General features: G+C 63.0%; 16 protein-coding genes. 12 read left to right on the top strand and 4 right to left on the bottom strand.

Going from position 1 to position 17,768, the window contains the following annotated elements; genetic code table 11:
- Positions 1-201: 201 nt before the first annotated feature.
- The 8 genes from DMP07_RS06450 (at position 202) to DMP07_RS06415 (ending at position 8,957) form a co-directional block, all read left to right on the top strand.
- Entirely contained in the window at positions 202-909 is a 708-nt protein-coding gene (locus tag DMP07_RS06450; protein ID WP_123198330.1) for a response regulator transcription factor, read from the top strand.
- Between the two features lie 44 nt (positions 910-953).
- Positions 954-2,561 (top strand): sensor histidine kinase, encoded by a 1,608-nt coding sequence (locus DMP07_RS06445; protein WP_123198329.1) that lies wholly within the window; start codon positions 954-956, stop codon positions 2,559-2,561.
- Positions 2,562-2,742: 181 nt separating this feature from the next.
- Positions 2,743-3,489, top strand: a complete 747-nt coding sequence (locus DMP07_RS06440; protein WP_211324532.1) for a DUF805 domain-containing protein — start codon at positions 2,743-2,745, stop codon at positions 3,487-3,489.
- Between the two features lie 182 nt (positions 3,490-3,671).
- The gene (locus tag DMP07_RS06435) at positions 3,672-4,262 is read left to right on the top strand and encodes a QueT transporter family protein (RefSeq protein WP_123198328.1); all 591 of its coding nucleotides are present in this window, start codon (positions 3,672-3,674) and stop codon (positions 4,260-4,262) included.
- 277 nt (positions 4,263-4,539) lie between these two features.
- Positions 4,540-5,832, top strand: a complete 1,293-nt coding sequence (locus tag DMP07_RS06430; RefSeq protein WP_123198327.1) for a glycosyltransferase family 2 protein — start codon at positions 4,540-4,542, stop codon at positions 5,830-5,832.
- 3 nt (positions 5,833-5,835) lie between these two features.
- Complete coding sequence (locus DMP07_RS06425) at positions 5,836-6,690, top strand: sulfite exporter TauE/SafE family protein (protein ID WP_123198326.1); 855 nt, start codon at positions 5,836-5,838, stop codon at positions 6,688-6,690.
- Positions 6,691-6,702: 12 nt separating this feature from the next.
- On the top strand, positions 6,703-8,001 hold the full coding sequence (locus DMP07_RS06420; RefSeq protein WP_244594900.1) for a GAF domain-containing sensor histidine kinase: 1,299 nt from the start codon (positions 6,703-6,705) through the stop codon (positions 7,999-8,001).
- Between the two features lie 227 nt (positions 8,002-8,228).
- Complete coding sequence (locus DMP07_RS06415) at positions 8,229-8,957, top strand: LytR/AlgR family response regulator transcription factor (RefSeq protein WP_342210405.1); 729 nt, start codon at positions 8,229-8,231, stop codon at positions 8,955-8,957.
- A 294-nt stretch (positions 8,958-9,251) separates the two neighbouring features.
- On the opposite strand, the gene DMP07_RS06410 is transcribed toward DMP07_RS06415, so the two are convergent.
- Positions 9,252-10,874: a hypothetical protein gene (locus DMP07_RS06410; protein WP_123198325.1), complete on the bottom strand. Its 1,623-nt coding sequence runs from the start codon at positions 10,872-10,874 to the stop codon at positions 9,252-9,254.
- Between the two features lie 329 nt (positions 10,875-11,203).
- Here DMP07_RS06410 and DMP07_RS06405 point away from each other — a divergent pair, with 329 nt between their 5' ends.
- The 4 genes from DMP07_RS06405 (at position 11,204) to DMP07_RS06390 (ending at position 13,948) form a co-directional block, all read left to right on the top strand.
- Positions 11,204-11,491 carry a YhdT family protein gene (locus DMP07_RS06405; protein ID WP_123198380.1) on the top strand — a complete coding sequence of 96 codons (288 nt, stop codon included), beginning with the start codon at positions 11,204-11,206 and terminating at the stop codon, positions 11,489-11,491.
- Positions 11,484-12,980, top strand: a complete 1,497-nt coding sequence (gene panF / locus DMP07_RS06400; protein ID WP_244594899.1) for a sodium/pantothenate symporter — start codon at positions 11,484-11,486, stop codon at positions 12,978-12,980. The genes DMP07_RS06405 and panF overlap by 8 nt, the downstream gene beginning before the upstream one ends.
- Before the next feature lie 208 nt (positions 12,981-13,188).
- Positions 13,189-13,521, top strand: coding sequence for a hypothetical protein (locus DMP07_RS06395; RefSeq protein ID WP_123198324.1), 333 nt, complete (start codon positions 13,189-13,191; stop codon positions 13,519-13,521).
- Positions 13,505-13,948 carry a PIN domain-containing protein gene (locus DMP07_RS06390; protein ID WP_123198323.1) on the top strand — a complete coding sequence of 148 codons (444 nt, stop codon included), beginning with the start codon at positions 13,505-13,507 and terminating at the stop codon, positions 13,946-13,948. Before DMP07_RS06395 ends, DMP07_RS06390 begins: the two co-directional genes overlap by 17 nt.
- A 98-nt stretch (positions 13,949-14,046) precedes the next feature.
- Here DMP07_RS06390 and DMP07_RS06385 read toward each other — a convergent pair whose 3' ends face one another.
- From DMP07_RS06385 to DMP07_RS08705, 3 genes are all read right to left on the bottom strand, one after another.
- Complete coding sequence (locus tag DMP07_RS06385; protein ID WP_123198322.1) at positions 14,047-15,804, bottom strand: glucose-6-phosphate isomerase; 1,758 nt, start codon at positions 15,802-15,804, stop codon at positions 14,047-14,049.
- A gap of 321 nt (positions 15,805-16,125) precedes the next feature.
- Complete coding sequence (gene hypE, locus DMP07_RS06380; RefSeq protein ID WP_123198321.1) at positions 16,126-17,151, bottom strand: hydrogenase expression/formation protein HypE; 1,026 nt, start codon at positions 17,149-17,151, stop codon at positions 16,126-16,128.
- Positions 17,152-17,229: 78 nt separating this feature from the next.
- Positions 17,230-17,583 (bottom strand): hypothetical protein, encoded by a 354-nt coding sequence (locus DMP07_RS08705; protein WP_148039653.1) that lies wholly within the window; start codon positions 17,581-17,583, stop codon positions 17,230-17,232.
- Between the last annotated feature and the right edge of the window lie 185 nt (positions 17,584-17,768).

Genomic DNA, 17,768 nt, shown 5'->3' with positions numbered 1-17,768 from the left:
ATGCTGAGGGCGCGACGGACGCGAGGAGGTCGTTCGGCGTGGTGTAGGTTTTCTTTGAGCCATAGAAGCTTATTGTGTCATTTTCACCTGAGGTGACGTGGGCCGCGCTTCGAATCGTTACAATAAACGCAAACCGGGCCCGCGCGAAACCTGGTGTTCGCGCGAGGGTTTCAACCCCCCGAGAATTGGAGGAGTCCAATCATGAGCAACGAAACTCGCCGCATTCTGCTGGTCGAAGACGAGAAGGCCATCCGCGATGCCGTGGCCGCCTACCTCGAGCGTGAAAACTATTGGGTCACTGCCGTCGGCGACGGCCAAGAGGCCCTCGAAGAATTCGGGAAACACCATTTCGACCTGGTGGTTCTCGACCTCATGCTTCCCCGCGTGCCGGGCGAGCGCGTCTGCCGCGCTATCCGCGACAACTCCGATGTGCCCATCATCATGCTGACCGCCAAAGGCGAAGTGGAAGACCGCATCATCGGTCTCGAGCTGGGCGCCGACGACTACCTGGTCAAGCCCTTCAGCCCCCGCGAGCTGGTGGCCCGCGTGCGCGCCCTGCTGCGCCGCGTGCACGCCGATTCCGAGCCTCAGCGCGAGGTGCTCGAGTTCGGCGAGCTGACCATCGACGTGTCCGGCCACAAGGTGCTTGTCAACGACGAGGAAGTGGACCTGACCGCCAGCGAGTTCAAGCTGCTTACCACGCTCTCCCGCTATCCCGGTCGTGTGTATTCGCGTATGGAGCTGGTCGAAAAGGTGCTCGGCTACGATTTCGAAGGCTACGAGCGCACCATCGACTCGCACGTCAAGAACCTGCGTGCCAAGATCGGCGACAACCCGCGCAATCCCAAGTGGCTGCACACCGTGCACGGCGTGGGCTATCGCTTCGAGGACCCCACGAAAGTAAGCTAGCGGCCGCGAAGCTTCCATAGCGGCTCAGAAAGGTGGCGTGTGCCATGGCATCATCGGGCGACACTTCGACCAAGGACCGCAAGGGAGTTTTCTCGCGGATCCATGACCGCCTCTTCGAATATTCCTATACAACACGCGTCACCGTGACGTTCGCGCTCGTGGCCATGATGACCGTCATCGTGGCCATGGGCGTTCTTTCGTATGTATGGGAACAGCATTTCCAGGCCTACACGCGCGAAAACGTGCAGGAGTTGGCCGACGCCACGGCCGAAAGCGTGGCATCGCGTTACGAATCCAACCATGCCGCCGCTCTTGAAGCCGCACGGGGGTCGGGCGATGCTCCGTATCCGCCCATCGGCGTGGACGACGTGCAGCCGGCCCAGTCGGCGCATATGCTGCAGCCCGGCATGGGCATCCAGGTGACGTCGGCTCAAGGCGGCCAAGTGATATACGATTCGTCGCTGCCGAACGGCGGAAGAAGCGCCGGCAACCACGATCGCGATATCACCGCCGATGCGTCGTTCGCGCCGGACGGCAATGATAAATTGGCAACGTCGTCGATCGTGCTGTCGAACGGCAAGACGGTCGGTTCGGTCCATATGTGGGTGTACGGTTCCGAGGTGCTGCTTTCCAAGGCGGATCAGACTTTCCGCAATCAGAGCTATCAGGCCATGGCCTTTGCGGCCGTGCTGTCGGCCATTCTGGCGTCCTGCATCGGCTTTTTGTTCGCGCGCGGCCTGGTCAACCCCATCAACCGCATGACGCGCACCGCCGCCGCCATCAAAGAGGGCGACCTGTCGGCCCGCACGAATCTCGAAGGCAACGACGAAATCGCCGAGCTGGGCAAGACGTTCGACGCCATGGCCGAAAGCGTCGAGAAGAACCAGCAGCTCGAACGCCGTTTGACCATGGACGTGGCCCACGAGCTGCGCACGCCGCTTATGGCCATCCAATCCACCGTCGAAGCGATCGTCGACGGCGTGTTCGAGCCCGACGCCGAGCGTCTGGGCACGGTGAACGCCGAAGTCCAGCGCCTAAGCCGCCTGGTCGATGCGCTGCTGCGCCTGTCGCGCCTGGAAAGTCGCTCCACGCCCATGAACAAAGAGGTCATCAATGTGGGCGAGCTCATCCGCCCGCTGGTCATGTCCCACGAGGCCTTCGTGCGCGACGCCGGCCTTTCGCTCGAATTCGACGCCGAAGACGAGGTCATGGTGTACGGCGATCGCGATATGATCCGTCAGGCTACGGCGAACCTGATCTCCAATGCGGTGCGATACACGCCTTCGCCCGGCAAGGTGTCGGTGATCGTGCGCAAGGGCGATATCATGGCCTCGATCGCCGTGCGCGATACGGGCATCGGCCTTTCGCCCGAAGAGTGCAAGATGGTGTTCAACAGGTTCTGGCGCGCCGAGGAGAGCCGCGAGCGCCAAAGCGGCGGTCTGGGCGTGGGCCTTGCCGTCGTAAAGGAAATCGTCGACCGTCACGGCGGTTGGGTGCAGGTGGAAGGCAAGAAGGGCGAAGGCGCCTGCTTCACCATCCACATTCCCCTGTACGATTACGAGCGCATCAAGTCCATGAAGGAAAAGAAAGAGTGCAAGGATAAAAGCGCTGGCAAAACGGGCGGCATGCGCAAGTTGAAGGGCAAGAAATAGCACTCGACGAATGCGGTGCGCACAAGGCGGGGATCGCGGCGAGCGGCCCCGCCTTTTCACGTTCGGGATGTAACGGCGTTTAAACGACGACGCTTTGCCGCTTGCGAGAGGGCCTGGGCTTTGGCATTATTTCACTTTACGGAAATTCTGCGCATCCGCGTATCGAAAGGAACGAATCCAATTGTCTCAGCGTAACCCGATGAACGAGCGCTACCAAAGCGAGCAGCCTAAGGGCCAGACCAAGAAGTCCGCATCGTCCGCCAAGCCGAAGGCGAAAGCCGCCGCAAGCGTGTACGTGCGCCCCGCCGGCCACACTCCGAAAGAGAAGAAGGCCATCAAGAAGGCCGAGCGCGCCAAGCGCGCCGAGTTGGACCGCATGTTCTACAACCCGCCCACTGAGCAGTACAAGAAGCTGCGTCGCATCTGGTGGGTGCTGCTGATCAGCGCCATCGTGCTCACGGTGCTAGGCATGATCATGCCCAACTTCATGCCCGACAACGTTTGGGCCACCTGGATGTGCATCATTCCCGCGTACGGCTGCATCATCGGCGCCCTGTGGCTCGACTTCTCCAAGATCCGCAAGGTTCGCCGCGCGTATCAGATGGAAATGATGAAGAAGCATCCTAAAGAAGTGAAGCAGCACATGGCCACCAACGCCGCCAACCAGGTCGCCCAGCAGAAAGAGGAGGCCCGCAAAGCGAAGAAGGAGGCCAAGCAGGTGAAGCGCTTCGGCCACACCTTCGGCAAGAAGAAGGAAGAGGAAGCCCTCGCGCCCTCCGAGGCCGAGCTGAAGGCCCAGGCCGAGCGCGAAGCTGCCGAAGCCAAGGCCAAAGAAGAGGCGTCTAAGCCGATCGCCCAGCTGAAGGCTGAGCGCGAGGCCGCCAAGAAGGCCGAAAAGGCCGCCGAGGCCGAGAAGGCCGCGGAATAGCCGCCGCGCGTCATTCGGACCATTCGAACCGGCGAAACCCCGTCGCTGCGATTTCGGTCGCACGGCGGGGTTTCTGCTATACTGCGCTGTCGCGAGGTGCATCGTTGGGCCCTGTGCCTCGTTCGTTTATTCGCTGCCCATAGCCCGTGCGAATTCTTTCGCATGCGGAAAAGGAGAATTTCATGAAGAACAACGCCGTGAAGGGCGCGTCTTCGGCGCGCACGTCCTATGTCGCCCAAGCGGGCATGATCGGTGCGGTGTATGCCGCCTGCACGCTTGCCGCGCTGGTTCTTTTGCAGGGCCTTGCTTGGGGCCCCGTCCAGTTCAGGATTTCCGAGGCCTTGGTGGTGCTGGCGGTTCTGACGCCCGCCGCCGTTCCCGGTCTGACGATCGGCTGTATCGTGGCCAATCTCGCCAATATGGTTATTTCGGGCACGGGCGTGCTCGGCCTGCTCGATGTGGTGTTCGGGTCGGCCGCGACGCTTGTGGGCGCGCTGTGGTGCCGCAAGTTCGCCGACCGCCCGGGCATCGCGCTTCTGGGCCCGGTGCTGGCCAACGCGCTCATCGTGCCGGCGTATCTGCCCTTGCTGTTGCAGGGCCTCGGTTTCTACACCATTCCCTTCACCACGATCAGCCTCGACGGGGCGTACCTGCCTATGTATCTGTTCGGCCTGGTGGCAACGGGTATCGGCGAGGCCGTGGTGGTGTATGCGCTGGGAATGCCGCTGCTTTCGGCGCTGCGTAAGGCTAATATTTTCAAGCATTTGTCGTAGCGTTCGCGCTGTCTGCCGTTTCTGGCGGACGCCTGCATTTTCGACATGATTCGCGTTCTGCGGGACGCATGCACGCCCTCTGCGCGTCCCAACGGCGCAGGGGGCGTTTTCGTGCGGGAGGCCCCGTGGGGCCGCCCGTAGGCGTGCCGTATCGCAAAAGAGTAAAATAAGGGGCGAATGTGCGATGTCGGCAGGGGAGGGTGACGCTTTATGCGTCGTGCCCGGCATTGCCGAATCAACGGCCCGCAGCAATGCGGTGCACGACAGAAAGGCATCCATGAACCCTGTTGTTCTTATACCTACATATATATCGGCGCGCCGCCGCACCGAAGCGGGCTCGGTCACGGCGACGTACGACCACACCACCACGCTTTCGACGCAGGGCGAACTGCCGCGCTGCCTTGATTCGCTGCGCAAGGTGCGCGGCTTAGGCCAGGTGGTCGTTCTGGTGGCTGCCGAAGCCTCCATCGAAAACCAGGCGGTCGTCAAGATCCGCAACGTAGCGGACCATTTCTCCGACCTGGATATCACGGTGATCGGCTCGCCCGAGCTGGAGATCATCCGGCAGCGCATGGGCCAGCTGGGCGTGGCCGTGGGCGATGAGATAGGGTTGACGGGCTACGGGGCCGTGCGCAACCTTGGGCTGCTCGTTGCCGATATGCTCGATTTCGACGCTGCCGTGTTTTTGGACGACGATGCCGTGGTGGAAGACGAAGCGTTTCTCGAAAAGGCCATGTACGGCTTGGGCAAGCTCACGCGCCGCGGCATTCCTATTCTGGCCAAGACCGGCTATTACCTCAATAAGGAAGGCAGCTATCGTTCCAGCAGGTCGCAGAAGTGGTATGACCGTTTCTGGGATCAGGGCCGCGCGTTCAACGCATGGATCGAGAAAGCCATGCACGGCCCGCGCCTTTCCCGCTCGAACCATGTGTGCGGCGGCTGTTTGGCGCTGCATCGCGAAGCGTTCAGGCGCGTGTCGTTCGACCCGTGGATCGCGCGCGGCGAAGACCTCGACTACATGCTCGACCTGCGCATGTACGGCAGCGATATCTGGTTCGACAACCAGTGGCGTATGCGTCATCTGCCGCCCGACACTCCGCGCGAGGGCTTGCGTTTCCGCCAGGATATCTTCCGCTGGCTCTACGAGCACCGTAAGGTGGAATACGCCCGCACGCAGATCGACCTGATGCAGATCAAACCGCAATCGCTGCTGCCGTATCCGGGTCCGTTTTTGCAGCCGGGCGTGGCCAAGCGCGCCAAGCGCACCGCGTGGCTGCGCTCAATCGGTCGACCCGATGGCAAGGGGTATCGCAAGGCCGCCAAATCGGCGACCACCGATGCGGCCCGTTATGCCGAAGAGAACTGCGCGAACTACTTCCAGTTCCAGTTCAAGTGGCCCACCGTCATGGCGCGTCTTGAAAACGACGTCATTATGCAGTCGGCGTTGGCCGGCTCGTCCAACCAAGAGCAGGAGCGCGCCCACGAGCTGCGTGCCGCGACGCGCGCGGCCGGCGGCGTCAGCCCCGGCGAAACCACGGAAATCAGGTTGAACCTCGGAGCGGGAGAGTAGCGCATGGAAATGTTCATCGTGGCGGCCCTTGCGGGCGTGGTGGTCGGCGTGCTGTCGGGCCTTCTGGGTATCGGCGGCGGCGTGGTCATGGTTCCGTTGTTCAGGCTGGTGTTCGGGCTCGACCCCATAGCGGCCACGGCGACGTCGCTGTTCACGATCATTCCCACGTCGCTTTCGGGCATGGCCAAGCATGCGCGCAATAAGACGTGCGTGATCCGCGTGGGCGTGATTTGCGGCCTGGCGGGCGCGGTTCTCTCGCCGATCGGCGTGCTCGCCGCCGCCGCGTCGCCCTCGTGGATGGTCATGGGCGCCGCGGCGCTCGTCATCGCCTACTCGGCGTATACGATGTTCAAAAAAGCGCTCGCAGCGTCCAAGGCGAAAGCCGAAGGCGCGGCGGGCGCTTCCGCTTCTTCGAAGAGCGCATCGGGCGGCAAGGGGCAGGCGGCCGACATGGACGCATCCGATGTGCGCTTCGCTTTGAAGCCTGCGTTCGTGGCGAAGGTGGCGGCGATCGGCATCCTGGCCGGCTTCTTGAGCGGCTACGTGGGCGTGGGCGGCGGCTTCATCATGGTGCCGCTGTTCATGGCCATGCTGGGCGTGCCCATGCGCCTGGCGTCTGGCACCTCGCTGCTCGCTGTGTGCATTCTGGCGATTCCCGGCGCGGTCGAGCAGGGAATCCTGGGCAATATCGATTATCTTGTGGGCATTGCGACGGCGGCAGGCTCCATGCCCGGCGCCGTTTTGGGAGCAAGCCTGGTCAAACGCGTGCCCGAACGCGCCCTGCGCTTCGCATTCGCAGCGTTTCTGCTTGTCGTCGCCGTCGTGCTGACGGTGAACGAGCTTGGACTCATAGGGTAAGGAGAGGTTTTCGTGACCATCATCAATGTGAAGGCGAACTACGCGAAGGTCATCGACCTGATTCTGTTCACCGTCGCCACGTTGGCGGCGGCCGTGCTCGTCATGGGCATCTGCCGTCCGTCCATGTTCGGCAACCTGAACGTGGTGGCGGGCGTTTCGTTCACCGTGTCGCTCGCGCTGCTGATTTATCTGCACCTCAACCCCGATTCGGTGCGCGCGCGCCAGTCGGACACCATTCTGAAAATCGCCCGTGAAACCCTGGCGTGCTTCCAGGAGGGCCTCAATGTGGAAACGGCGCAGAAGGTGTGCCGCCTGTTGCTTCCTGCGACGTGCGCGCAGGCCGTAGCCATTACGGACAGGGAATACATCCTGGGCTACGTTGGCCTCGAAGAGGCGCCCAGCACTCCCGGCACCCCCATTCGCACGAAGGCCACGCACGCCACGATCGAAGACGGCCGCATCCGCGCGCTGCATACGCCTGAAGAAATCGGCTTTCCCACCAAGGCCCGTAATCTGCGCGCCGGCATCATCGTGCCTTTGCGCCGCGGCGATGCGATTATCGGCACGCTGAAGTTCTACTACCGCCATGCCAACGACATTACCGAGACGCAGCTCACGCTGGCCGAGGGCTTGGGCGAGCTCATGTCCACCCAGATCGCCGCAGTGGAGCTCGAGCAGCAGACCAAGCTGGCCACCACCATGGAGCTCAAGGCGCTGCAGTCGCAGATCAACCCGCACTTCCTGTTCAACACGATCAACACGATCGCCTCGCTCGTGCGCACCGATCCCGACCGCGCCCGCATGCTGCTGCGCGAGTTCGCCATTTTCTATCGCCGCACGCTCGAAAGCTCCGACGATTTGGTGGAGCTGATGAAAGAGATCGATCAGACCATGCGTTACTTCACGTTCGAGGTGGCACGCTTCGGCGAAGACCGCCTGGTCATGGATGTCGATGTGGAACCCGGCCTCGAAGACCTCATGGTGCCTGCGTTCATGATCCAGCCCCTAGTCGAAAACGCCGTGCGCCACGCCATGCCCCAGGAGGGCCAGCTGCGTATTTCTGTGGAGGCGTACAGCGAAGGCGACGACGTCTACATCGCGGTATCCGATAACGGCATCGGCATGGACGCCGAGCAGCAGCGCAAGCTTTTGAGCCCGTCGGCTTCGAAGGGCTTGGGTATCGCCATGAAGAACATCAGCGAACGCTTGACCGGATATTACGGCATCGAATCGCGCATGCAGGTGGATTCGACCCCGGGCGACGGCACGTGCGTGCGCATGTATCTCAAAGACGCTCTTTTGGACGAATAGACGGGCGAACGGTCGGTGTGCGGCGCATGCCGTCGGTCGGCGATAACCCGGCAGACGGTATGCGCACTGCAGCAGGCGGCGTTATTACGTCGGCGAACGGTAAAATGTGGAGGAATATCCGTGGATATTCATGGAATGATGCCTATCGTGTCCCATTCCCTGGGAACTTCTTCACGGGGATGCATATTTCGGCTAATATGCAAGAACGATTTCAAGCGGATCGATGCATGATGGAGGACGTTTTGCTTAACGCGATTATCGTAGACGACGAAGCCCCTGCGCGTTCCGAGCTGCGCTATCTGCTCGGCGAAGTGGGCGGCGTCGAGGTTTTGGCCGAGGCGGCAAGCGTGCGCGAGGCCATCGAGAAAATGCAAAGCTATCCGGTGGATGTGCTGTTCCTCGACGTGAGCATGCCTGAGGTCACGGGCATCCAGTTCGCCGAGGCCCTGCAGCGCCTGAAGAACCCGCCGGCGGTTATTTTCGTCACCGCATACAGCGAGCATGCCCTCGAGGGCTTCAAGGTGAACGCGGTTGACTACCTGGTCAAACCTGTCGAAATCGATCGCTTGCATCAGGCCGTGAATCGCGCTACCGAGCATGTCACCCTGCACGTGAAGGCTACGCAATCCGAGCGCATTCCCGTCGAAAAGGGCGGCAAGAAAATCCTCATCGCGATCGACAGCATCCGCTACGTCATGGCGCGCGACGATTACGCCTACCTCCAGACCGATTCCGACCGCTACTTCTCCACGGTCTCGCTGGCTCAGCTGGAGAAGCGTCTGGACGGTCATGGCTTCTTCCGCGTGCATCGCGGCTACCTGGTCAACCTGGCCATGGTGGAGGAAGTCGAGCCTGTGGCGGGCGGCACCCTGCTGCTCACCCTGAACGGCGTGGAAGACAAGATCCCGGTTTCCCGCCGCCGCGTGTCCTCCCTGAAAAAGGCGCTGGGTCTCTAAGCCTTGCGCCCCATACGATGAACAGCGAAGCCGCGCCCCCCGGGACGCGGCTTTTTGCATGCCCGAATTAGCGGGTCAACCATGGCTTAGCGGACAAAAGGCGTTTCCGATTTCGGGACGTCTAAGGCGGTGCGTTATACGCTGCGGCGCATGTAGAGGGCTTGCCAGGATGCGGTTTCGCGGGCGTCGCCGCATGCGGGACCCTGCGTTTCCGGGCGATGGGCGCGCGTCCGCAGCGTTTCGCTTCTGGGCGATGGATGGTCGTCGGCGCGTGCATTTCGTCAGACGGCCTCGTTATGCGTCTTTTCTCTTGTCGGACCCTGCCCTGATATGTCTGCGCGCCTGGGCTATTCCTTCGCGGATGTCTTGGCGCGTGCGCAGACGTCGGGCCGCATCAACCCCTGCGGCCTGCTCGATCGCGTCGCTTACGGGGCTTCGGTAGCCGAACAAGAACCAATTCTGCGCCAGATAGCCGCCCTCCATGCGGATCAGCGCGTCTGCCACCTGGGCCGCGTTGAAGCGCCAGTGCAGGTCGCTTCGCATCAGACGCATGGCGAAAAACGCCGCGTAGCATATGGCGAAGTGCGCGCGCATATGCTCGTCGCGCGGCGTGGGGTACGGCGAAGGCGAGAAGTCCGACTCGAGGACCTGGAACGGTTCGGCCAGACGCCACAGCTCGCGGTACAGGTGGAATACCTCGGGCGCCTTCAGATCGAGCTCGCTGGTCACGATGCACGCGTAGCCGTCTAAAGAGCCCGATTCGGCATCGCCGCGCGTGTTCTGGCGCCGCACGTAATCGCGGCCCCAGAACACGATGTCGCGCACGCGGACGCGTTTCTCCCCGCCGCCTTCCTGCTCGTCGGCCTGCACCGTGGCGGCGCGTACGCGCGACTTGATGCGGTAGTTGCCCGAGCGGCTGGTGGTGTAGCCCTGGTCGTCGGCCACCCAGTGGCGCATGTCCGCCACGGCGGTTTCGAGCGGGCGGTGCATGATGAATCCGTCGCCCTGCGTCGCCAGCATGCGCATGATCGCCTCGGCGCGCGACAGGCGACCCGCCACCATGACCACGCGTCGCGCTCCCGTGTTCTTCTTGATGTCGGCGGCCAGGCGCTGCACGGCGTGCTCGTCGGGGTCGGCCTCCAGCAGCCGGTAGCCTGCGGGCATGCCGTCTTCGTCGAGCACCATGGCCAGGCAGACGGCCATGCGTCCTTCGACGTGGCCCTCTTCGGCGGCGTCCACGTCGTCGGTGTCGTCGAAGGCGAAGGCGCCCAGAACCACGTGCGCGCATTCGAGCGGCGCGTGATTCGGCCTGATGCGCTCGTAGGCCGCGCGCATCGAGCGCGCGATGCCCTCGTCGGCGCGGGCGATCGCGGGAAGCACGCGGTAGGCCTCGTCGATCGCGAAATCACACGGGCGCGGAAACGATTCGCGCCGTTCCCAGGTTTCGTGCTTGGGCGATGCGTGCAGCACGCGTTCCACGGTGAAGACTTCGAACGTGCGCCGCGCGATGAATGCATCGGTGCGCGCGGGGTCGGCCCGCATGCCGAAGGCTTCATCGGCCGTTTTCGCGCGGCTGCCGTCGCGATGGGCGGAGCCTATGGCTCGTTTGGCTTCCAGCACGTCGAGGTAGGCGAGCGCGATGGCCACGCCCCAGCGGGCCGATTCCGTGCGGTTGGCGTCGATGGTGCAGCTGGGCGGAAACGCGAACTCGATCGCCGTGCGCTCGGCGCGCCGCTCTTCGTTCATGGCCGCCACGCGCTCCTCGAAATGCGCGATGGGATCGGCGTATTGCCCGGCATAGGCGTCGGCGTATCCGATGGTCTCCACCGTGCGCGTTTTGGTGGTGCCGCCTTCGCGGTAGTTATGCACGATGGAAAGGTAGACGCGGCCGTTGCGCTTGGTTTTCTTCAGGTGCATGGCGGGCCTTTCTTCGGCGGCTCGGCGCCCGTTTCGCGGGCCGCATGCCGTTCGTTTCGCATTCCAGAAGGGGCCGCGCGGTGCCGTACCCCGCAGAACCCCGCATAAAATATAAAACGGCCGCGCTGGGGTTTCAAGTGTTTCCCCAGGTAAAAGGCGTATTGCGCGGCGAACGGTGTAAAACTTTCTTTCGCTTTGTTCCATCGGGCTCCTTTTTGCGCCGCGTCGATACAATCATGCGTGCCGTTTTTCAAGGCGGCGCCGGTGGCGGATATTTCACGGTCCGCGCCGGGTAGGAGAAAGCGTTTGGAAACATGGAGGGAGCGCTCATGGCGTCGTCGAAAGACGGTTTGACCTATCGCCAGAAGATGCTTCAGGCGAACAAAGAAGCGAAGGCCACGGTGGTCTCGCTCGTGCTCTGCATTGCGGTTTGGGCCGCGGCGGGCTTCGGCCTTTCGGGCCTCGATGTGAAGGTATTCGGCACGCCCGTGTGGATCATCGGCGGCACGGTGGGAACGTGGCTGTTCGCCGTTGCGGTGGCGGTGTTTTTGGCGAAGCGCGTCTTCGCCGATTTCGATCTTGACGACGACGAGGAAGAAGGTGCCGACCGTGACTAATGCAATCGGACTCGCGGGCCTGGTGCCCGTGCTCGTGTTCTTGCTGGCGGCCCTGGGCCTCGCGCTCATGGTGCGCAGGAAGTCGCGCGCCGCGTCGACGGGCGGCTTCGTCAAGGAATACTTCATCGGCGACCGCGCCCTGGGCGGCTTCGTGCTCGCCATGACCACGATCGCCACGTACGGCTCGGTGAGCTCGTTCGTGGGCGGCCCCGGCCAGGCGTGGAACATCGGCTTCGGCTGGGTGTACATGGCCACGGTGCAGGTGGTCACGCTGTTCTTGCTGTACGGCATCATGGGCAAGAAGATGGCCCTCGTGTCGCGCAAGCTGGGCTCCGTCACGGTTATCGACGTGATCCGCGAGCGCTACCAGTCCAACGCCCTGGCCGTGGCCGCGGCGTTCATCCTGGTGCTGTTCTTCGCCGCCACCATGGTGGCCCAGTTCGTCGGCGGCGCGAAGCTGTTCGAGGCCGTGACGGGCTATTCCTACGTCACCGGCCTGTTCCTGTTCGGCGCGGCCGTGATCATCTTCACGGCGGTCGGCGGATTCCGCGGCGTTGCCGTGACCGACGCGCTGTGCGGCATCGCCATGCTGGTGGGCATCGCCGTGCTGGCGGGCGGCATCTTCAGCGCAGGCGGCGGCTATGAGAACGTGATGAACACCATCCAGGCCAACCGTCCCGAGCTGCTGGAGCCTTTCGCGGGCGGCGCCATGCCTCTGACCCTGTACTTCACGCAGTGGCTGCTGGTGGGCGTGCTGACGTTCTGCCTGCCGCAGTCGGTGGTCCGCTGCATGGGCTATAAGGACACCAAGTCGCTGCACAAAGCCATGATCTGGGGCACCGTGATCATCGGCGCCATGATGATCGGCATCACCGCGCTGGGCACGCTGTCTGCGGGCGTGCTGACCGACGACCTGGCCGCATACGGCGGAAGCGTCGACAACATCATTCCGATCGCCATCGCCCAGACACTGCCCCCGTGGCTTGCGGGTATCGCGATCGTCGGCCCGATCGCCGCGTCCATCTCGACGGTTTCGTCGCTGCTGATCGCTTCCTCTTCCGCGATCGTCAAAGACCTGTGGCTGCATCGCGCCGAGGAAAAGGGCGTCGAAGTGAAGGACGCGCACGTCTCCCGCTTCAGCCAGATCGCCACGTTCGGCATCGGCGTGATCGTGTTCGTGCTGGCCGTCACCCCGCCCGACGTGATCTGGAAGATCAACATGTTCGCGTTCGGCGGCCTTGAGACGGCGTTCTGCTGGGTGTTCGTGGGCGCTCTGTTCTGGAAGCGTGCGAACAAGACGGGCGCGATCGCGTCCATGGTGGGCGGCACGCTGACCTACTGCCTCACCATGGCGATCGGCTTCAAGCTGTTCGGCCTGCATCAGATCGTGATCGGCATCACGGTGGCGCTCGTTCTCATGGTGGTCGGTTCGTATCTGGGCAAGCCCGGCGACAAGAAAATGCTCCAGGTGTTCTTCCCGGAGAAATAGCGCGAACCGCGTTCGCGTGCGGCAGCTCTAAGCGGGCGAAGGATTCCCCTTCGCCCGCTTTTGCGTTTTTAGGGCGAACGTCCGGCGACATGCGCGACGGCTTCGCGAGCTTTTCGGTCGGCGGAGCGTGCGCATCGTTGCGTTTTCGGGGCCGCTCTGAAATACTATTGTAATACGGTATTACAATAGGCCGATGAAGGGGGGAGCCATGGATGCGGTGGTCACGGCGCGGGTTCCTGTCGAGGTGAAAGAACATGGGGCCCGGGTGCTGCGCTCGATCGGGGCCACGCCCACCCAGCTCGTGAACGCGGCGTATTCGTACGTGCTTGAAACGGGCGCGCTGCCGTGCGCGCATGCGCACGACGAGGCCGATCCTTCGGGCGGCCGGTCGGTGAAAACGCCTACGCCTGCACAACGCGATGCGCTGCGGGTAGCGCTCGATTCCATGACGTGCGAAGTTCCCGAATCGTTCTGGCAGGGCTGCTCTTATAAGGAGCTGTTGGAGGAAGGGAGGCGCGCCGATTATGAGGCTCTTGCTTGATACGAACGCGCTGATCGATCTTTTCGGCCGCCGTCAGCTCTTTTTCGCCGATTGCGAGCGCCTCATGCTGATGCGCCTGTTCGGCGATGCGGAGCTGTGGACGTCCGCGAAATCCTACACCGATGTCTTCTATGTCCTGAAGAAGCCCCTCGGGTCGGAAGCGGTGCAACGCATGTTTTCGAAGAGCATGGAATATCTGAACGTCTGCTCGATAGACGGCGCCGATATCGCCAGGGCGGCTTCGCTGGAATGGCCCGATTTCGAGGACTGCCTGGTGTCGGTCGCTGCCGAAAAGATCAAGGCCGACTACATTCTGACGCGCGACGTGCGCGGGTTTTCGGCGTCGAAGATTCCCGCATGTTCGGCCACGGAGTTCTTCGAAGAATACGGCCGCTCCAAAGGCGTGTTCTACGACGTGGAGGGCTAGCTGGGCGCAAGGGTTCGGCGCGCAACGAAAAGAGGCGGCAGGACCTGCGTCCGGCCGCCTCTCGGGCATATGAAGGGCTTCGCTGCTGTGCGCGCGCCCTATTCCTCGGGCGCTTCGTCAGCGGCTTCCTGGGCCTCTGCGGCGCGTTCGGCGTCGATGCGGTAGAGCACGCGCATCACGGCATCGCCCAGGGCGCGAATGGTGACGCCCGAGTTGTCGGGCAGGTGCAGATGCATGCAGCGGCGGCCGCGTTCGATCAGGATGGACAGGTCGGCTGCGGCTTGCGCCTTGGCCAGCGCGCCCAGGCTTTCGGCCTCGACGTTGCTCAGCGGAATGTCTTTGAGCTCGTCGGCCGAGATGATCAGGAACACGCCCTTGTTGGGGCCTCCCTTGTGCAGCTGGCCGGTGGAATGCAGATAGCGCGGGCCGATTTCCAGGCATGACGCCACGCCCAGCTTGTCGGCCACGCCGTGGCGGATCACTTCGAGCGCTTCGCGGCGGCCTTCGCCGTCGAACGGCAGAAACGCGTTGAGCGCGAAATAATCGCCTGGCTGCACGGAAGAGAACAGGTTGTACAGCGCGCCTTTGATCGTGTCGGCCTTGACGCACGGGGCCATGGTGACCTCGGCCTCGCCCATATGCACGCGGCCGATGAACGATTCTTCGAAATCGGGCTCGGGCTGGCCCTGTGCCAGGATCTGCAGCGCGGCGGCCTTGGTGGACGCCACGTCGGGCTGGTCGAACGGGCACACCTTCAGCAGATAGCCGCACATGGCCACGGCGTATTCCCACATGACGAAATGCTCGGCCAGCTCGGCCGCGCTTTCGATGCGGAAGGAAAGCCGCGGAATAGCGTCGTCCAGGTAGGCCAGGCTGAGGTCGAAGTTCTTGCGCTCGTCCCACAGGTCGGTCTTGGTGGAATACGTGATCACGCAGCGGTCTTTGGGGTCTTCGGCCAGAAGCAGCGTGTCGATTTCGATGTTCGGCAGGATGCCCAGGCCGTTTTTGCCCAGGCTTTCGGCCACCAGCTGCTCGATCCACAGGCCCAGAACGCGGCCGCGCTTCGGCGTGAAGAAGCAGAACTTGTCGCGGCCCGCCAGGTAGTTGTCGAACAGGAACGACGCCAGCGCGATGGCCGGGTTGTCCACGGCGTCTTCGCTGCAGGCCTGCTCGGCCTCTTTGGCATGGCCCAGGAAATCGGCCAGGTCGATGCCTGCCAGCGCGGCGGGAACCAGGCCGAACACGGACAGCGCGCTGAAGCGGCCGCCCACGGTGGGCTCGCCCGGGAAGCAGGCGCGCCAATGCTCGTCAAGCGCGCGGGCCTCAAGGCCGCTGCCCGGGTCGGTGATCGCCACCAGATGCGATGGGATCTGCTCGGCGGGCATGGTTTCGGCGAAGTGGTCCACCACGGCGTCAAGCACGCTGCGCATTTCGATGGTGCCTCCCGACTTGCTGGACACCAGCACGAGCGTCTTTTCAAGGTCGATGCCGGTCAGGATGGTGCGCACGCGCACGGGCGACACGGAGTCGAGCACCTTGAAATCCACGGCGTTGCGGTCGATCTTGTTGTATTTGGTGATGGTCATCGGGGCCTGGGTGGAACCGCCCTGGCCGATGAGAAGCACGGTTTCGATGCCGTCGGCGATGGCCTTTTTCGCGAAGGCCTGGATCTGCTCGCACGGATACGGCGGGTTGGTGGCCAGATCGGCCCAGCCCATGAAGTCGGCGGCGCAATCGCACGCGCCCTCTTCGAACGCGTACAGGGTGTGGTCTTTCGCGTGGATGCGGCTGGCAACCTTATCGCGCACCAAGGTTTTTGCAGCGGGGTAGAGTTTCTCGGTTTCGCTGGCAAGCATGGGCTTTCTCTTTCTCGAAAACGATATGCAAGAAAATGGCGCACGAAACAACGTGCGCCATCGTGGTATTTTCGCTTTGGCCGCATAGTGTACCAAATGGGGAGTATCGTCCGCCACTTTATGCGCTCTCATGTGGAGAGACAGTGTGGGATACGCTTCTTGGCGGCCGCGGCGCGCCACGTGCCCGCATTCCGCCTGTTTCACGTGAAACACCGACGTTTTTCCTGGTGAGAGGCGCGATCAGGGCGCGTGCCCATGAAAAACGGCCGACCCCCTCGAAAAGGAGGCCGGCCGTTCGCCGTGCGCTTTCGCAACGGTTGCTTAACAGATGCGCGGAAGCTGTTCGCCCACCAGCATGTCCAGGATGCGCTTGCTACCGAAGCCCGTCTGCAGATACACCTTGGGGCCGCGCTCGGGCGAGGCTTCGGCCACTTCGCCGATGATGGCGGCGTCGGCGCCGTACTTGTTCGCGCGCATGGCGGCAAGGGCGGCGTCGACCTGGTCGGCCGGAACCACGCAGACCATCTTGCCCTCGTTGGCCACCTGCAGCACGTCGTAGCCCAGCATGTCGCATGCGCCGCGCACCACGTCTTTCACGGGCACGTCGTCTTCGCGCACCACGATGTCGACGCCCGACTGGGCGGCGAACTCGTTGAGCGTGGAGGCCAGGCCGCCGCGCGTGGGGTCGCGGAAGCAGCGCGTTTCGGGCGCGGCTTCGAGCACCTCGGCGATCAGATGGTTCAGCGGCGCGGCGTCGCTTTCGACGGGCGCGGCGAACGAAAGGCCCTCGCGCTGGGTCATGATGGCAATGCCGTGGTCGCCCATGGTGCCGCTGACGAGCACCTTGTCGCCCGGCTTGCAGTGCGCGCCCGACAGGCTGCGCTCGGCGGGGATCAGGCCGACGCCCGCGGTGTTGATGTAAATGCCGTCGCCGTGGCCGCGGTTGACCACCTTGGTGTCGCCCGTCACCACGTGCACGCCGGCCTCGCGTGCGGTTTCGGCGATCGTGGCGCAGATGCGGCGCAGGTCGTCCATGGGGAAGCCCTCTTCCAGCACCATGCCCACCGACAGGTATTTCACGCGTGCGCCGCTGGTGGCCACGTCGTTCACGGTGCCGCACACGGCCAGGCGGCCGATGTTGCCGCCGGGGAAGAAGTGCGGCGTCACCACGAAGGTGTCGGTGGAAAACGCCAGGCGCTCGCCAGAGGCGGGCGCGGGCAGAACGGCGGCGTCGTCGCCTTGGGCAAGCTCTTCGCTGCCGTAGGACGCGGCGAACACCTCGTCGATGATGCGTTTCATCATGGTGCCGCCCGAGCCGTGGCCGAGCAAAACGGTTTCGTCATTCATGGGAAGTGCTCCTTGGTCTGCGTTTCATGCGGGCGGCGCGCAGAGCGCCGACGCGCGCATCGTGTGTTGCAGACAAGCTTAGTCCTGCTTGGCGTTGCAGCGGCGGTAGACGACCGGCAAGAGGTCGTTATTCATGATCTTCGTATAGGCTTCCGGGTTCTTGTTGAACTGCTCCATCATGTCCTGGCTGTCGGAGAGGATGGCCAGCAGCGCCCGCATTATCACGTCGCCGAACACCGCGCGCAGGTCGCGCAGGCGGTCGCTTCGACCCTCGTTCGGGCCGTGCCTCGCTCGTCCATTGCCGCGAGTTGAGGTTTCGGAATTTTGAATGTCACGGCGACCGGATCCTCGCCGAACATCTGCGGTCGGCCGGGTCGCGAAGGATTCCGCCGGCTGAATCGTCGGGCTTCTTTGGATGTTCAGGGCCAGCATGACCCCCCGCGGAAAGGAAAGGCTTTGCGAGGTAAAAAATAATGCACTACTATAGTGCATTATTTGAGCAATTACGCACTATAGTAGTGCGAGAAGCAACTCAAATTGCCCGATAGCCCTAAAATACTGCACTATAATAGTGCAAAAAATGAGAAAATATGCACCGCTTTAGTGCATGAAATTTC

Source organism: Slackia faecicanis (assembly GCF_003725295.1).
Lineage (GTDB): Bacteria > Actinomycetota > Coriobacteriia > Coriobacteriales > Eggerthellaceae > Slackia > Slackia faecicanis.
The sequence above is the reverse complement of the archived record's forward strand: the minus strand, read 5'-3'. Positions and strand labels throughout refer to the sequence as shown.

Bases quoted from the DNA above. Each gene is read 5' to 3' on its own strand.
- DMP07_RS06425 (WP_123198326.1), top strand. From the start codon at position 5,836: ATGGAAATGTTCATCGTGGCGGCCCTTGCGGGCGTGGTGGTCGGCGTG.
- DMP07_RS06450 (WP_123198330.1), top strand. From the start codon at position 202: ATGAGCAACGAAACTCGCCGCATTCTGCTGGTCGAAGACGAGAAGGCC.
- DMP07_RS06405 (WP_123198380.1), top strand. From the start codon at position 11,204: ATGGCGTCGTCGAAAGACGGTTTGACCTATCGCCAGAAGATGCTTCAG.
- DMP07_RS08705 (WP_148039653.1), bottom strand. From the start codon at position 17,583: ATGCTGGCCCTGAACATCCAAAGAAGCCCGACGATTCAGCCGGCGGAA.
- DMP07_RS06390 (WP_123198323.1), top strand. From the start codon at position 13,505: ATGAGGCTCTTGCTTGATACGAACGCGCTGATCGATCTTTTCGGCCGC.
- DMP07_RS06410 (WP_123198325.1), bottom strand. From the start codon at position 10,874: ATGCACCTGAAGAAAACCAAGCGCAACGGCCGCGTCTACCTTTCCATC.
- DMP07_RS06385 (WP_123198322.1), bottom strand. From the start codon at position 15,804: ATGCTTGCCAGCGAAACCGAGAAACTCTACCCCGCTGCAAAAACCTTG.
- DMP07_RS06430 (WP_123198327.1), top strand. From the start codon at position 4,540: ATGAACCCTGTTGTTCTTATACCTACATATATATCGGCGCGCCGCCGC.
- DMP07_RS06395 (WP_123198324.1), top strand. From the start codon at position 13,189: ATGGATGCGGTGGTCACGGCGCGGGTTCCTGTCGAGGTGAAAGAACAT.
- DMP07_RS06435 (WP_123198328.1), top strand. From the start codon at position 3,672: ATGAAGAACAACGCCGTGAAGGGCGCGTCTTCGGCGCGCACGTCCTAT.
- DMP07_RS06415 (WP_342210405.1), top strand. From the start codon at position 8,229: ATGATGGAGGACGTTTTGCTTAACGCGATTATCGTAGACGACGAAGCC.
- hypE (WP_123198321.1), bottom strand. From the start codon at position 17,151: ATGAATGACGAAACCGTTTTGCTCGGCCACGGCTCGGGCGGCACCATG.
- DMP07_RS06445 (WP_123198329.1), top strand. From the start codon at position 954: ATGGCATCATCGGGCGACACTTCGACCAAGGACCGCAAGGGAGTTTTC.